Annotated in this window: 12 protein-coding genes; 8 read left to right on the top strand and 4 right to left on the bottom strand. The window is 61.2% G+C overall.

The window, feature by feature from the left end:
- The first annotated feature begins 1 nt into the window (after position 1).
- From ACA047_RS06000 to cmoB, 7 genes are all read left to right on the top strand, one after another.
- Positions 2 to 1,243 (top strand): transporter associated domain-containing protein, encoded by a 1,242-nt coding sequence (locus ACA047_RS06000; RefSeq protein ID WP_497357560.1) that lies wholly within the window; start codon positions 2 to 4, stop codon positions 1,241 to 1,243.
- Positions 1,244 to 1,682: 439 nt separating this feature from the next.
- On the top strand, positions 1,683 to 2,996 hold the full coding sequence (locus ACA047_RS05995) for an MFS transporter (protein WP_497357558.1): 1,314 nt from the start codon (positions 1,683 to 1,685) through the stop codon (positions 2,994 to 2,996).
- 220 nt (positions 2,997 to 3,216) lie between these two features.
- Positions 3,217 to 5,631 (top strand): endopeptidase La, encoded by a 2,415-nt coding sequence (lon, locus tag ACA047_RS05990; protein WP_497357556.1) that lies wholly within the window; start codon positions 3,217 to 3,219, stop codon positions 5,629 to 5,631.
- A gap of 214 nt (positions 5,632 to 5,845) precedes the next feature.
- Complete coding sequence (locus tag ACA047_RS05985; protein WP_497357554.1) at positions 5,846 to 6,238, top strand: protease inhibitor I42 family protein; 393 nt, start codon at positions 5,846 to 5,848, stop codon at positions 6,236 to 6,238.
- A gap of 2 nt (positions 6,239 to 6,240) precedes the next feature.
- Positions 6,241 to 6,885, top strand: coding sequence for a lysoplasmalogenase (locus tag ACA047_RS05980; protein ID WP_497357552.1), 645 nt, complete (start codon positions 6,241 to 6,243; stop codon positions 6,883 to 6,885).
- Between the two features lie 47 nt (positions 6,886 to 6,932).
- A complete protein-coding gene (cmoA, locus tag ACA047_RS05975) occupies positions 6,933 to 7,676 on the top strand; it encodes a carboxy-S-adenosyl-L-methionine synthase CmoA (RefSeq protein WP_497357550.1) in 744 nt (247 codons plus the stop codon).
- Positions 7,673 to 8,629 (top strand): tRNA 5-methoxyuridine(34)/uridine 5-oxyacetic acid(34) synthase CmoB, encoded by a 957-nt coding sequence (gene cmoB, locus ACA047_RS05970; RefSeq protein ID WP_497357548.1) that lies wholly within the window; start codon positions 7,673 to 7,675, stop codon positions 8,627 to 8,629. The genes cmoA and cmoB overlap by 4 nt, the downstream gene beginning before the upstream one ends.
- A 28-nt stretch (positions 8,630 to 8,657) precedes the next feature.
- On the opposite strand, the gene tadA is transcribed toward cmoB, so the two are convergent.
- The 4 genes from tadA to ACA047_RS05950 all read right to left on the bottom strand — a co-directional run bounded on the left by tadA (position 8,658) and on the right by ACA047_RS05950 (position 12,931).
- Positions 8,658 to 9,155, bottom strand: coding sequence for a tRNA adenosine(34) deaminase TadA (gene tadA, locus ACA047_RS05965; RefSeq protein WP_497357546.1), 498 nt, complete (start codon positions 9,153 to 9,155; stop codon positions 8,658 to 8,660).
- The gene (locus ACA047_RS05960; RefSeq protein ID WP_497357544.1) at positions 9,155 to 10,531 is read right to left on the bottom strand and encodes a multicopper oxidase family protein; all 1,377 of its coding nucleotides are present in this window, start codon (positions 10,529 to 10,531) and stop codon (positions 9,155 to 9,157) included. Before ACA047_RS05960 ends, tadA begins: the two co-directional genes overlap by 1 nt.
- A 218-nt stretch (positions 10,532 to 10,749) precedes the next feature.
- A complete protein-coding gene (locus ACA047_RS05955; RefSeq protein ID WP_497357542.1) occupies positions 10,750 to 11,184 on the bottom strand; it encodes a nuclear transport factor 2 family protein in 435 nt (144 codons plus the stop codon).
- Positions 11,185 to 11,332: 148 nt separating this feature from the next.
- Positions 11,333 to 12,931 carry a tetratricopeptide repeat protein gene (locus ACA047_RS05950; protein WP_497357540.1) on the bottom strand — a complete coding sequence of 533 codons (1,599 nt, stop codon included), beginning with the start codon at positions 12,929 to 12,931 and terminating at the stop codon, positions 11,333 to 11,335.
- 212 nt (positions 12,932 to 13,143) lie between these two features.
- Between ACA047_RS05950 and ACA047_RS05945 the strand changes: the two genes are divergently transcribed.
- Entirely contained in the window at positions 13,144 to 14,424 is a 1,281-nt protein-coding gene (locus ACA047_RS05945; protein ID WP_497357538.1) for an acyl-CoA dehydrogenase family protein, read from the top strand.
- Positions 14,425 to 14,436: the final 12 nt, after the last annotated feature.

Here is a 14,436-nt window from a genome sequence, read left to right as displayed (position 1 = left end):
GATGGATACGTTGCCCGTGGCACCGCTGCTCGCCGTATTGGTCGTGCTGATCCTCTGGTCAGCGCTGTTCACCGCCATCGAAGCCGCCCAGCAGCACCTGCTGGCCCAACGCAAGGCCTCGCGCGCCGGCGATAAACCGCTGGCGACGCTGAGTTTCCCCTGGGAAAGCCTGCTTTTGTGCAATACCCTCTGCCGAGCCCTGGCGGTGGTGATCGGCACATTGCTGGCCATTTTTACCTGGCTGGAAAACGGCCCCTGGATCGCCTGGCTCGGCACCAGCGCGGGCCTGCTGGTTTTCGCCGATTACCTGCCGCGCACCCTGGCCACCCGCCAACCCGATGCAGTGCTGGCACTGGGCAACGCCTTGCTTGGCGTGCCATTGAAGATTCTTTACCCGTTTGCCTGGCTGCTGAATGCCATCAGTCAATTGCTGCTGCGCCCATTTGCCCGCAAGACCGGCGTGGTCCAGCAAAGCGACGACGAAATGCCCGCGCCACCGCGCAGCGAGCACGACCTTGAGCATAACAACGGCCGGTTGCACCCGATTTCCGGCATTCATGCCCTGGACAACATTACCGTCAACGACATCCTCGTACCCCGCAGCGAGGTCGATGGCATCAACCTCGACGACCCGATTGGCGACATCATTGAACAGTTGCGCCTGAACCGTCGTACCCGTCTGCCGGTGTTTCATAGCGACATCAACCAGGTCGAAGCGGTGCTCAACACCCGCCAGGTCCGCCATCTGCTGGCGGACGCGAGCCTGACCCAGGAAGTGCTGCTCAATGCCTGCCACGAACCTTACTTCGTGCCGGAGAGCACGCCATTGCAACTGCAATTGCTGAACTTCCACAAGCAGCAACGGCGTCTGGGCATGGTGGTGGACGAATACGGTGAAGTGCTGGGTATCGTTACCCTGGAAGACATCCTCGAAGAAATCGTCGGCGAGTTCGAAAGCGAGCACAGCCTCGACAACCCCCACGTTCATCCCCAGCCCGATGGGCGCCTGATGATCGATGGCGCGGCGTCGATTCGCGAACTGAACAGGACCCTGGGCTGGCATTTGCCCTGTGACGGCCCCAAGACCCTCAACGGGCTGGTGACCGAAGCGCTGGAAACCATCCCCGAGAGCCCGGTATGCCTGAAGATCGGCCGTTATCGGCTGGAAATCAGCGAAACCGTGGACAACCGAGTCAGCCAGGTGCTGGTGTGGCATAACAGTTCGGTGCCGACGGTTCTCTAACTCCCCTGTGGCGAGGGAGCTTGCTCCCGCTGGGGGTAGGAGCTGGCGAAGCCTGCGATCTTTTGATCTTGATCTTTCGCTCTCGACTCAATTGTCTGGAGCAAGATCGCAGCCTCGCTTCGCTCGACAGCTCCTACGCAGCGCAGTCCAACGGGGATAAATTCCCTCACCACAAAGGTTCAGCGCACGCTTCAATATCGTGTGTGGGCTCACTTGTCGAATCGTTAGCCCCCTTCCTATACTCAAGCCGCTTACCCAGCCCCGCCCAAACCCTGTGCTTACCCCGCACTTAAACGGTTGCGGCCAGACCATCAGCAAAATCCGCATCAGCCCTGCGACTGTTCCTACTTGAAACAGCGACAGGACACCGCCCACATCCCTGGGTGTTCGACCATAATAATTCGCTCCAACGGAGCACATGACTGTCAGGGATAACTGCATGACGACCACTACTTGCAATGATGCTGTGGCTACCCAGCCGACAAACTCCGCTACCCGCGTGGCGACCGCGAGTTTCATCGGCACCGCCATCGAGTTCTACGACTTCTACGTCTACGCCACGGCTGCCGCCCTGGTAATCGGGCCGGTGTTCTTCCCACAAACTTCAGGCACGGCACAGATGCTGTCGTCCTTCCTGACGTTCGGCATCGCCTTCCTCGCCCGTCCGCTGGGCTCGGCGCTGTTCGGCCACTTCGGTGACCGGATCGGGCGCAAGTCCACTCTGGTGGCGTCCCTGCTGCTGATGGGCGTGTGCACCACACTCATCGGCGTGCTGCCCGGTTACGCCAGCATTGGCGCCTGGGCACCGATACTGTTGTGCGTACTGCGCTTCGGCCAGGGCCTGGGGTTGGGGGGTGAATGGGGCGGCGCGGCGCTGCTGGCCACCGAAAACGCGCCCAAAGGCAAGCGTGCCTGGTTCGGCATGTTTCCCCAACTGGGGCCTTCCATCGGCTTCCTGGCGGCCAACGGGCTGTTCCTGACCCTGGCCATGACCCTGGACGACGAGCAGTTCCGCTCCTGGGGCTGGCGGATTCCGTTCCTGCTCAGCGCCGTGCTGGTGATCGTCGGCCTCTATGTGCGGCTCAAGCTCCATGAAACCCCGGTGTTCGCCAATGCCATGGCCCGTCAAGAGCGGGTGAAGATCCCGCTGGTCGAGCTGTTCAGCCAGTACTGGGCGCCGACGTTGCTGGGCGCGGCGGCGATGGTGGTGTGTTACGCGCTGTTCTACATCTCCACCGTGTTCTCCCTGAGCTACGGCGTGTCCACCCTCGGCTACAGCCGCGAGACCTTCCTTGGCCTGCTGTGCTTTGCCGTGCTGTTCATGGCTGCGGCTACGCCCCTGTCGGCCTGGGCCAGCGACCGTTTCGGCCGCAGACCGGTGCTGATCATCGGTGGTGTGCTGGCAATTGCCTCGGGTTTCGCCATGGAGCCGTTACTGACTCACGGTTCGACATGGGGCGTGGCGCTGTTTCTGTGCATCGAGCTGTTTCTGATGGGGGTGACCTTTGCCCCCATGGGCGCCTTGCTGCCAGAGCTGTTTCCGACCCACGTGCGCTATACCGGCGCGTCGGCGGCCTACAACCTGGGCGGCATCGTCGGCGCTTCAGCCGCCCCGTTCTTCGCCCAGAAACTGGTGGCAATGGGCGGTTTAAGCTATGTCGGCGGGTATGTATCAGGGGCTGCCGTGCTCAGCGTGATCGCCGTGCTGTGCCTGAAAGAAACGCGCCATAACGATTTGAACAGGGTCGCCTGACCTAAAGACTGACGCGAACCCGTAGGAGCTGCCGCAGGCTGCGATCTTTTGATCTTTCGCTTGAGACTCAAGCGTCAGGGGAAAGATCGCAGCCTCGCTTCGCTCGGCAGCTCCTACAGGGCAAAACCGGCCAATGAAATAGCAGCTAACAATCGCCCACCATTGAAACCACCCCTCACCTGCCCCATCTAAGACCCATACTCCATTGCGCAGGTGCCCCATGAGCGACCAGCACTCTACTGAAGCCACGAACGATTACGCTGACCCCGAACACATCGAACACACCGCCTCCGGCACCGGCCTGGCCCTGCCCGGCCAGAACCTGCCAGACAAGGTCTACATCATTCCAATCCACAATCGTCCGTTCTTCCCGGCCCAGGTGCTGCCGGTCATCGTCAATGAAGAACCGTGGGCCGAAACCCTGGAACTGGTGGCCAAGTCCGAACATCATTCCCTGGCGCTGTTTTTCATGGACACGCCCCAGGAAGACCCGCGCCATTTCGACACCTCCGCGCTGCCGCTGTACGGCACGCTGGTCAAGGTGCATCACGCCAGTCGCGAAGCCGGCAAACTGCAGTTCGTCGCCCAAGGCCTGACCCGCGTGCGCATCCGCACCTGGCTCAAGCACCATCGCCCACCGTACCTGGTGGAAGTCGAATACCCGCACCAGCCGAGCGAGCCGACCGACGAGGTCAAGGCCTATGGCATGGCGTTGATCAATGCGATCAAGGAACTGCTGCCGCTCAATCCGCTGTACAGCGAAGAGCTGAAGAACTACCTCAACCGCTTCAGCCCCAACGACCCTTCGCCCCTGACCGACTTCGCCGCGGCACTCACCTCCGCCACCGGTAGTGAATTGCAGGAAGTGCTCGACTGCGTGCCCATGCTCAAGCGCATGGAAAAAGTGCTGCCGATGCTGCGCAAGGAAGTCGAAGTGGCGCGCTTGCAGAAGGAAATTTCTGCCGAGGTCAACAACAAGATCGGTGAACATCAGCGCGAATTCTTTCTTAAGGAGCAACTCAAGGTCATCCAGCAGGAGCTGGGGCTGACCAAGGACGACCGCAGCGCCGATCTCGAACAATTTGAGCAACGGCTGGTAGGCAAAGCGCTGTCGGCCCAGGCGCACAAGCGCATAGAAGAGGAAATGAACAAGCTCTCCATCCTGGAGACCGGCTCGCCGGAATACGCCGTCACCCGCAATTACCTCGATTGGGCGACATCAGTACCGTGGGGCGTCTACGGTCAGGACAAGCTCGACCTCAAACATGCCCGCAAGGTGCTCGACCAACACCATGCCGGCCTGGACGACATCAAGGACCGCATCCTGGAGTTCCTCGCCGTCGGTGCCTACAAGGGTGAAATCAGCGGCTCCATCGTGCTGCTGGTGGGCCCGCCGGGCGTGGGCAAGACCAGCGTGGGTAAATCCATTGCCGAATCCCTGGGGCGGCCGTTCTACCGCTTCAGCGTCGGCGGCATGCGTGACGAAGCCGAGATCAAGGGCCATCGACGGACCTACATCGGCGCCCAGCCGGGCAAACTGGTGCAAGCGCTGAAGGACGTCGAAGTGATGAACCCGGTGATCATGCTCGACGAAATCGACAAGATGGGCCAAAGCTACCAGGGCGATCCGGCTTCAGCACTGCTCGAGACCCTGGACCCGGAGCAGAATATCGAGTTTCTCGATCACTACCTGGACCTGCGCCTGGACCTGTCGAAAGTGCTCTTCGTGTGCACCGCCAACACCTTGGATTCGATCCCCGGCCCACTGCTGGACCGGATGGAAGTGATTCGCCTGTCGGGCTACATCACCGAAGAAAAAGTCGCCATAGCCAAGCGCCACTTGTGGCCCAAGCAACTGGCCAAGGCAGGCGTGTCCAAGGGCAGCCTGAGCATTAACGACAGCGCCCTCAAGGCTCTGATCGACGGCTACGCCCGTGAAGCCGGCGTGCGGCAGCTGGAGAAACAACTGGGCAAACTGGTGCGCAAAGCCGTGATGAAGCTGCTCGACGACCCCAAAGCCGTGATCAAGCTCGGGGCGAAAGACCTTGAAGCGTCCCTGGGCAAACCGGTGTTCCGCAACGAGCAGGTGTTGTCTGGCATCGGCGTGATTACTGGCCTCGCCTGGACCAGCATGGGCGGTGCCACCCTGCCGATCGAAGCGACGCGCATCCACACCCTCAATCGCGGCTTCAAGCTCACCGGGCAACTGGGGGACGTGATGAAGGAATCCGCGGAAATCGCCCACAGCTACGTCAGCTCACATTTGAAACAATTCGGCGGCGACCCGAAGTTCTTTGACGAGGCCTTCGTTCACCTGCACGTACCGGAAGGCGCCACACCCAAGGACGGCCCGAGTGCCGGCGTGACCATGGCCAGCGCCTTGCTGTCCCTGGCCCGTAACCAGGCACCGAAAAAAGGCGTGGCCATGACCGGCGAACTGACCCTCACCGGGCATGTGCTGCCAATTGGCGGGGTGCGCGAGAAGGTAATCGCGGCGCGACGGCAGAAAATCAATGAACTGATCCTGCCGGAAGCCAACCGGGGCAACTTCGAAGAGCTGCCGGACTACCTCAAGGAAGGCGTCACGGTGCACTTTGCCAAGCGGTTTGCGGATGTGGCGAAGGTGTTGTTCTGATCATCTTTTAGCCTGTACCGGCCCCATCGCGGGCAAGCCTTGCTCCCACAATGGATCTTTGTTGCACACAAAATCTGTGAGCGACATTGATCCTGTGGGAGCAAGGCTTGCCCGCGATGGCGTCATCAGCACCAACACATTCCCCACCTGACACACCCCATAGCATCTTCGGTTATGCTCGCCGTTCGTCGTGAATGCCGGAGCCGTTGCCCTTATGTCCCTCACCCGCTTGCTCGTCCCCTTCAGCCTCGCCCTGCTGAGTGCCTGCGCCACGCAACCGAAACACAACGTGACCGTGGAAAAACTGAGCCAGTGCCCGGTGCGGCTCAATAATGGGCAGAACCTGATCCTGAGTTTGCCCAGCAACCCCAGCACCGGTTATCGCTGGGCGATCCAGGATTCGGCGGGCGGCGTGCTGAAGGCCCTGGGGCCTGAGGTTTACCGCAACCCGGAAGACGCCGGCATCGTCGGCGCCGCCGGTGTATCGACCTGGCGCTTCCAGGCGTTTACCGTCGGCACCGGCCGCTTGCGCCTGACCTATCAACAACCCTGGGCACCTGAAGTGCCTCCCGTGGAAACCTTCGACTGCGCCATTTCGGTGAATTGACCGTGGGTTGGCTGATCCTCGCCCTGATGGGTGCAGCCACCTACCTGTATGGCCTGAGCGTGCACGCCACGCTGCTGTGCCTACTGGTCAAGCCGATGCCAGTGCTGGCCCTGCTCGGTTGGTTGCACGATGCGCCGCCCAGCGAGTATCGGCGCTGGATCAGCCTGGGGCTGATGTGTTCGCTGGTGGGCGATGTGCTGCTGGCCTGGCCGGGGGATCTGTTCGTGTTCGGCCTCGGCGCGTTTCTGTTGGCGCACCTGGCCTACCTGAAAGCCTACTTCAGCGACTGTCGTCGCCCGGCGCTGTTGCCGCTGGCCCTGGCCTTGGGCATCGGCGCGGTGCTGTTGGGGGTCCTGGTGTCGAACGGCCTCGGGCCGTTGTTGATACCGGTGATCGTCTATGGCCTGGCCATCAGCGCCATGCTCTGGCGAGCGCTGGCGCGACTGGGCACCGAAGTGCCCAAGCGCTCGGCCTGGTTGGCCGCCGCCGGGGCGTTGGCCTTTGTGTTTTCCGACAGCGTGATTGGAATAAACCGGTTCGTGGCCCCCTTTCATGCCGCGCCTTATCTGATCATCGTCAGTTATTGGTTGGGCCAGTGGGGGATTACGGCGTCGGCATTCGATCAAAGATCACGCTTGGCCCATTAATTGGCTAAAATGCCGGCCTTTTCATTACCCATGCCGCTGGAACCGCCGTGAGCAAAGAGCCCGATCGCCTATTCGCCCAACCCCTGGCCCAAGTGCCTGACTTCGCCTTCAACGAGGACGTGGTGCGGGTGTTTCCGGACATGATCAAGCGTTCGGTACCGGGTTACCCGACCATTGTCGAAAACCTCGGTGTGCTCGCCGCACAATTTGCCCAGCCAAACAGCGTGCTCTATGACCTGGGCTCGTCCCTGGGTGCGGTGACCCAGGCGTTGCGCCGCCATGTGCGCACCGACGGTTGTCGGGTGATTGCGGTGGATAACTCGGCGGCCATGGTCGAGCGCTGCCGCGAATACCTCAACGGCCAGGACTCGATGTTCCAGGAGCTGCTGCCGGTGGAGGTGATTGAGGGCGACATCCTGGCCCTGGCGTTTCAGCCGGCCTCGGTGGTGGCGCTGAACTTCACCCTGCAATTCATCGCGCAAGATCAGCGCACCGCGTTATTGAGCCGCATCCGCCAGTCGCTGCTGCCCGGCGGCGCGCTGATCCTTTCGGAAAAGCTGCGCTTCAACGATGCGCAAGAGCACGCACTGCTCACCGACCTGCATGTGGCGTTCAAGCGCGCCAACGGTTACAGCGAACTGGAAATTGCCCAGAAACGCAGTGCCATCGAAAACGTCATGAAGCCCGACAGCCTCGAAGAACACCGCGAACGCCTGCTGGCGGCCGGGTTCTCGAAAGTCGTGCCGTGGTTCCAGTGTCTTAACTTCGCCTCGTTGATTGCCCTGCCATGATTGACCTGTCCCCCCTCGCCCGCCATCTGGCCGGCACGCCCCTGGCCGATTGGGCCGCGACGCTACAGACGCAACTCGACACCAAAATGGAAAAGGGCCACGGCGATCTCGAGCGCTGGCAAAGCGCCCTCGACGCCTTGCCAGCGTTGCAACCGACCGAAATCGACCTGCTGAACGGTCTGACACTCGACACCGATTGCTGCGACGAAACCCGCACACAGATGCGCACGGCACTGATGGGGCTGTCACCCTGGCGCAAGGGGCCGTTCGACCTGTTTGGCGTGCACGTGGACACCGAATGGCGCTCGGACTGGAAGTGGTCACGGGTGGCCCCGCACCTTGACCTCAAGGGCAAGCGCATCCTCGATGTCGGCTGCGGCAACGGTTATTACATGTGGCGGATGCTCGGCGCCGGGGCCGATACGGTGATCGGAGTCGACCCCAATTGGCTGTTCTTCTGCCAGTTCCAGGCCGTGCAGCGTTACCTCGCGCAGCCCAACGCCTGGCACCTGCCGTTTCCGTTCGAGGCCTTGCCGCCGGAGCTGGAAGGCTTCGACACGGTGTTTTCCATGGGCGTGTTCTACCACCGTCGCTCGCCGATCGAACATTTGCTGGCCCTCAAGGATTGCCTGGTCAAGGGCGGCGAGCTGGTGCTGGAAACCTTGGTGATCGAGGGCGACGAACATCAAGTGTTGGTGCCCGAGGACCGCTATGCACAGATGCGTAACGTGTGGTTCCTGCCCTCGGTGCCGGCCCTGGAGCGCTGGCTGCGCCGCGCCGGGTTCAGCGAGGTGCGTTGCGTGGACGTGAGCCTGACGACCGTGGAGGAACAACGCAGCACTGAGTGGATGAAGTATCAGTCGCTGGGTGACTTCCTGGATCCTGACGACCACAGCAAAACCGTGGAAGGGTTGCCGGCACCGATGCGAGCGGTGATTGTGGCGCGTAAATAAATAGCCCAAGCCCCGCAGGGGGACAGTGTCAGTCTGAAGACTTGGTCCTTCGAGCCTTGAAGAACTCACTCAACACCGCACTGCACTCTTCAGCCAGCACGCCACCCTCGAACATCACCCGATGATTCAGGAAGCCCTGGCTGAAAAACTGCCCCTGGCTCTGCACGATGCCGGCCTTGGGCTCCAGGGCGCCGTAGACGACCCGGGCGATGCGCGAGTGAACGATGAGGCCGGCGCACATGCTGCACGGTTCCAACGTCACATACAGCGTGCTGCCCGGCAGACGATAGTTGCTCACGGCTTGGGCGGCGGCGCGGATGGCGACCATTTCTGCGTGGGCGCTGGGGTCGTGACCGCTGATCGGGCAATTGAAGCCCCGCCCGATGATCTCGCCGTCCTGCACCAGCACCGCGCCCACCGGCACTTCGCCCAGGGCCGCGCCTTGTGCGGCGAGCACCAAAGCTTCGCGCATGAAGTCCTGGTCGCGGCTACGGTCGACGATCCGGACGGGACGAATCTGGCGCATCACACCACCTCGATGGCAGCCATCAGGCCGGTTTCCATGTGATCGATCACATGACAGTGGAACATCCACACCCCTGGGTTATCCGCCACCAGCGCCACCTGCGCCCGCTCGTTCTTGCCCAGCAGGTAGGTGTCGGTGAAATACGGAATGACCTTGTGCCGGTTGGACGCGATGACCTTGAAGCTCATGCCGTGCAAATGGACCGGATGCTGGTACTGAGTCATGTTCTTCAATTCGAAAATATAGCTCTGACCTTTTTTCAATGTCGCAATCGGCCGATCGGCGCAGGTCTTGTCGGTGATGTCCCAAGCCTTGCCGTTGATCTGCCACAGGCTCGGCGGCTTACCGTTGTCCACGTTGACGGACACCGAGCCCACCCATTCGAAATTGAAGTTGAGTTTCTCGGCATTGGCCAGGTCCGGTTCGGACACCGGGTTGGCTGGCAACGCGGGGGGCCATTGAGTTGGCGCCTCATTGTTGGCCACCGAGCGCAGGGTGCCCAGGCGTACCGGGCCATTGCGCAACGACAACGTTTCCCCGGCCGGCGGGGCCTTGATCGCCAGGCAAATGCGCATGCCCGGGCCAAGCCAGTATTCCTTGCCCAGCGGGCGCGGTTCGACGGGGTTGCCGTCCAGCGCGTAAATCTGCGCCTCGACGCCAGGGATGTTGATGCGGTAGGTCAGCGTGTTGTCCAGGTTCAGCAAGCGCACCCGGGTGATCTGCCCGGCCGGCAAGTCGATCACCGCTTCCGGCACGCCATTGATGGTCGCCAGTCGCCCGGCGGTCCCGCCACGGGCCGCTTCACGGGGAATACTGAAAGCCACGAATTCGCCCTGTTCATCCACATGCCAGCTCTTGAGGCTCAAGGTCTGTTCGTATTTGAAACCGGTGGGCTCACGCTCTTCGATGATCAGCGGCCCCACCAGGCCACGCCCGAGCTCTTCGCTGCTGTTGACATGGGGGTGATACCAATAGCTGCCAGCGTCCGGCACGCGGAATTTGTAATCGAAGTACTCACCCGGCAGCACCGGCAGTTGCGAGACATACGGCACGCCGTCCATCTCCAACGGCAGCCGAATACCGTGCCAGTGAATGGTGGTGGCCACCGGCAGGTGATTGATGAAGCGTACCCGCAGCCATTCGCCCTGGCGCACCCGCAGCTCGGTACCCGGCGCCGACGGACCGAAGGCCCAGGCCTGGGTCTTGTGCCCGGCCACCAGCTCGACGTCCAGGGGCGCCGCGATCAACTCATAGTCGTGACCGGCCTCGGCATCGGCCCTCCTGCCCAGCCAATACCGTGACGCGCCCCCCGCTCCAACACCAACGACAACAAGACCGGCCAGGCCACCGAGTATTTGGCGACGGGTAAAGGACATGAACGCGAGGACCTCTTGAATCTGCAGCGGACCGTTGGGCCCGCAAAAGGCGAATACGATACACCCGCAGATGAGAAACAGTAAGGGCAGCGTACGCCGGCCCGCTCAATTGCTGCGGCGAATTGTCCGCGCCCGACACTGAACAGCCCCTGACCAAAATGAAAAAAGCCCTGGGAAGGTTATCCACAGGGCTTTTCAGTACGCATCGACTCAAGCGTTCAAGGCTTCGGCCTCTCGAGGTGTTTAGGCGGTGCAATCTTGTTGATACCGCTCCAATGTTCGGCGAGCTTTCCATCGCGGACGCGGTAGGCATCGAACACGAAAAAGGGATAGGTCCGCGTTGGATCTTCCGGCTCGGGTTGAGGGAGTTCACCCGCAATCACCACCATATCGCCCTCGGCAACGAGGAGCGTCGGCGGCATGGAAAGCTCCGGCTTGACCGGCAGCGGCGGCAGGCCGCGAAACGCCTCGGCCACGAAAGCCTCCAGGCCGGCGCGGCCGCTGGGCAGATGAGGGCTATGCTGCTTATAGTCCTCGGTCACGAAATCCTTTACCGCCGCCGGGTTCCGAGCTTCGAATACATGTCTGTAGAAATCGATCACGAGCTGACGGTTGCGTGCGGCTTCGTCCGTCGATTGGAGCTGGTTGGTCATAGTCTTCATCTTCCGTGGCAGAACATCACATGAGTGCAGGCCCCTGCTGCTTCGGCGCGTCAGGATTCTGGCTGGAGAGTATGAGTGGCCACAAAAGGGGGACGGAAGTCACAGAGGGTCGCGTCACGCATCGTCCTGTCTATAAGGCCTAGGAAGCGTTCAGACGACCCGCGAATGAATTGAAATGTGGATGGGAGCGCAGGATGTCGTAGGCGGGCGATGTGAGTAGCAGCAATTCCTGGGTATGAGCGCGCGAAGTGAGGGCTTGATCCAGCCAATAAAAGGCCTGTTCCACCTCTTGCAAACCAACGTGAATCATCGTCATCGCCGCCGAGTTGGGGCCTTCCGGATTATCGCTGCTGTCCTGCAGGACATGGAGAATACGCCTGGCCTTGGTTTCCTGCCCGGTTTGGGCATAGGCGTAGCCCAGATGCCCCAAGGCGATAGGATGTTCATCCATTAGCCGGCAGGTTTCCTCCAATTGAGCGATGGCGGTGTTGGCGAGTCCGGCATAGAGGAAACAATCGCCCAGCATCAGTTTGACCGCGTCGAACTCGGGAGCCAAAGCCACGGATCGCTGGGCGAACATGATCGCACCGTCGAAGTCGCGCATATGCATGCAGATCGCGGCCAGCGAAGAAACCGCGAAGGCGGACCGAGGAGCCAGTTCTACCCCGCGCTCCGCAGCCTGGTACGCCTCCTTGAGGCGTCCTGATTGAAGATACCCCAACCCCATCGCGGTATGGGGCAAGCCGTCGGCTGGGCTGGCCATGATCGCCTGGTTGAACATCATCGTCGCTTCGGCGGCATAGCCGGACGTGAGACGCCCCACGCCGAGGGCGACCTGGTCACCTGCCGTTCGGTCCCGGATCGCACCGCGTAAATATTCGCGCAGCAACACGTTATCGCGCAGGACATAGCGCGGCGCCATCTCGTCCTCGCCAATCACGGCGCTGGGTCTGGAACTGAGCCAGGCATGAACGGAGGAAGCAACCTCGGTCGCAACCTTGCGTTGAAAGACGATCATGTCGTCCACCTGTTGCTCATGGCGTCCCGACCAGACGGTCACATCCAGGATTGGATCGATAACGCGCAGATTCAACCGATAGGTGCGCCCTTGCCGGAATAGACTTCCTTCCATGACGTAGGACACTTGTGACGCTCGAGCGACAAGCCGCAGATCCATCGCCGCTTGACCGAATTTCTGGCTGGACCCTTGGGAAAGTACGGCCACGCTCGGCAGATTGGCGAGGTACAGGCTGATCTCTTCATGGAATGAGGTGACCAGATCGGGTTCGTCAATGCTCAAGCCTGAGAAAGGCAAAATCAGCAGCCGTGGCCGAGGTTGCTCAAACGCGGGAGATCGCACCACCGTGCCCTCACTGCTCCTGGTCATGAACTGGAATCTTGGCGTGAACCCCCCTTTTGGTAATGAGATCCGCACCGGGTCCATCACACCCTCGGTCCGGTAGTAGAGTTCCAGCCGCGTTCTTAGCCGCCATGCTTCGGTCCGTACACTGGTGTCGACCCGCGGGTCAAAGCCCCCATCCCGACCGAAAGCATCCACGGCGATATTGAATTGTTTGAGTCGATCACCACGGCCGGCCAACGTTTCAGATACGAGGTATTGCAGCAACTCGCGCAGACGCTTCGTACGCCGGAAGGTTTCGCTTTGCAGCACCGCTTGAAGCGCTGCGACAACACGCTCCTGTTGCAGTTCGACGGTGGTGATGACACTTGAATTCATACTGTGCTCGTCCATCGTGCGGCAGATTGTCACATCCTATCCCTTTTTTCGCTTCATGCCGCATGGCACCGCGAGCGGATAGGTCACATCACGTCACAAATAGCCGTCGTAGCCAAAGCCTGAATCAGCGTAACCCTCTGAGACTTCGTTTCCCCGCGGGGTGGGCGCCACTATCGGCGCCATGTTCAACCCCCGACGAAAACGACAATAAAATGAATCCACTCAGCACGCTCAACCAACCGGCAGGCTCCGACGCCGGCCCCATCAATGCCCCTGGCCCAAGTCCCGAAGCTGTAAAGATGCGCGATGCGATCTTGGCGCTGACGCCGCTGCTGCGTGAAACCGCGTGGGAAAGCGAGAAAGCGACGGCGCTGGTGCCCGAGGCATTACGGGCGTTGGACCAGACCGGTTTTTTCCGCATCACCCTACCGGAAAAATTCGGCGGTTCGGCCTTCGGCGCCCGTGATCTGGTAGAAGTGATCGCCGCCGCGTCTTATGCCGACGGCTCGGCCGGCTGGAGCGGCTTCGCTGCGTCCGGCATCCGCATGGTCCTGGCTTTTAGTCCGCAGGCAGTCGACGAGTTTTCGACGCAGATCGCCGATTGGGTCGGTCCGGCCGCTGTGGGGGCTTCGATTTTTTCCAACATTGTCGGGCAGGCCAAGCGCACCGACGAAGGGTTCCTGGTCACCGGCAAGTGGATGTACGGCAGCGGCTGCAGTTATGCCGCATGGGCAGTCGTCGGTATCGAATGGCAAGAAGATGACAAGCCCGTTCGCGGCTTGGCACTGATCTCTCGAGATCAGTACGAGATCCTCGACGACTGGTATGTCATGGGCATGGGCGCGAGCTCAAGCAACAGCATCGTGGCCAAGAACGAGATCTTCGTTCCAGCGTATCGCGTGGTCCGCCATGCCGACCTGCCTGTCGCCTTGGGCGCTCTTGCACAGAAATATGAAGGGCTCACCTATCGGATGGGGCCCTTCTCGACCATGTTGTCCACGGCGCTCGCCAATATCGCCATTACCCTCGGGATGGCAAGGGGCTGTCTTGACTGCTTCGTCGAGCAGGCCAACAAGCGCCTGCCGTTCAACCTACCTTATGAAACAGTCGCGGCGACGCCATCGACCCAGGTCGTGGCAGGACTGGTGTACGCCAAGATCAAAGCCGCCGAGGCGTTGATCCTGCAGACGGCCGACGAAGTTGATGCACGCACCCGGCGCGGAGAAGACTTCACGCCTCGCGAGGAATCTCTCGCCACAATGAGTCTGGTCTACGCCGCGAATCTCTGCGGTGAAGCCATTGACGAGATGCAGCTTTGCATCGGTTCTTCGACCGTCAGCCTGCGCAACCCCATTCAACGCTTCGCCCGTGATGCACGGGTGATGCTGACCCACGGTGCCATCCGCCGGGATCCAGCGGCAGAAATCGCCGGACGCCATGTTCTTGGTCTTGCGCCCTTCAACATGTTCGCTGGCGGCTTGCTACAGCGCTAACACTTTCACACA

The organism is Pseudomonas sp. LBUM1664, assembly GCF_059695895.1.
Note: the sequence above shows the minus strand (reverse complement) of the source record. Positions and strands in the feature narration are given on the sequence as shown.

What these genes read in the sequence shown, in the direction of transcription:
- ACA047_RS06000 (WP_497357560.1), top strand. Translation starts at nt 2, where the DNA reads ATGGATACGTTGCCCGTGGCACCGCTGCTCGCCGTATTGGTCGTGCTG.
- ACA047_RS05995 (WP_497357558.1), top strand. Translation starts at nt 1,683, where the DNA reads ATGACGACCACTACTTGCAATGATGCTGTGGCTACCCAGCCGACAAAC.
- lon (WP_497357556.1), top strand. Translation starts at nt 3,217, where the DNA reads ATGAGCGACCAGCACTCTACTGAAGCCACGAACGATTACGCTGACCCC.
- ACA047_RS05985 (WP_497357554.1), top strand. Translation starts at nt 5,846, where the DNA reads ATGTCCCTCACCCGCTTGCTCGTCCCCTTCAGCCTCGCCCTGCTGAGT.
- cmoB (WP_497357548.1), top strand. Translation starts at nt 7,673, where the DNA reads ATGATTGACCTGTCCCCCCTCGCCCGCCATCTGGCCGGCACGCCCCTG.
- tadA (WP_497357546.1), bottom strand. Translation starts at nt 9,155, where the DNA reads ATGCGCCAGATTCGTCCCGTCCGGATCGTCGACCGTAGCCGCGACCAG.
- ACA047_RS05960 (WP_497357544.1), bottom strand. Translation starts at nt 10,531, where the DNA reads ATGTCCTTTACCCGTCGCCAAATACTCGGTGGCCTGGCCGGTCTTGTT.
- ACA047_RS05955 (WP_497357542.1), bottom strand. Translation starts at nt 11,184, where the DNA reads ATGACCAACCAGCTCCAATCGACGGACGAAGCCGCACGCAACCGTCAG.
- ACA047_RS05950 (WP_497357540.1), bottom strand. Translation starts at nt 12,931, where the DNA reads ATGAATTCAAGTGTCATCACCACCGTCGAACTGCAACAGGAGCGTGTT.
- ACA047_RS05945 (WP_497357538.1), top strand. Translation starts at nt 13,144, where the DNA reads ATGAATCCACTCAGCACGCTCAACCAACCGGCAGGCTCCGACGCCGGC.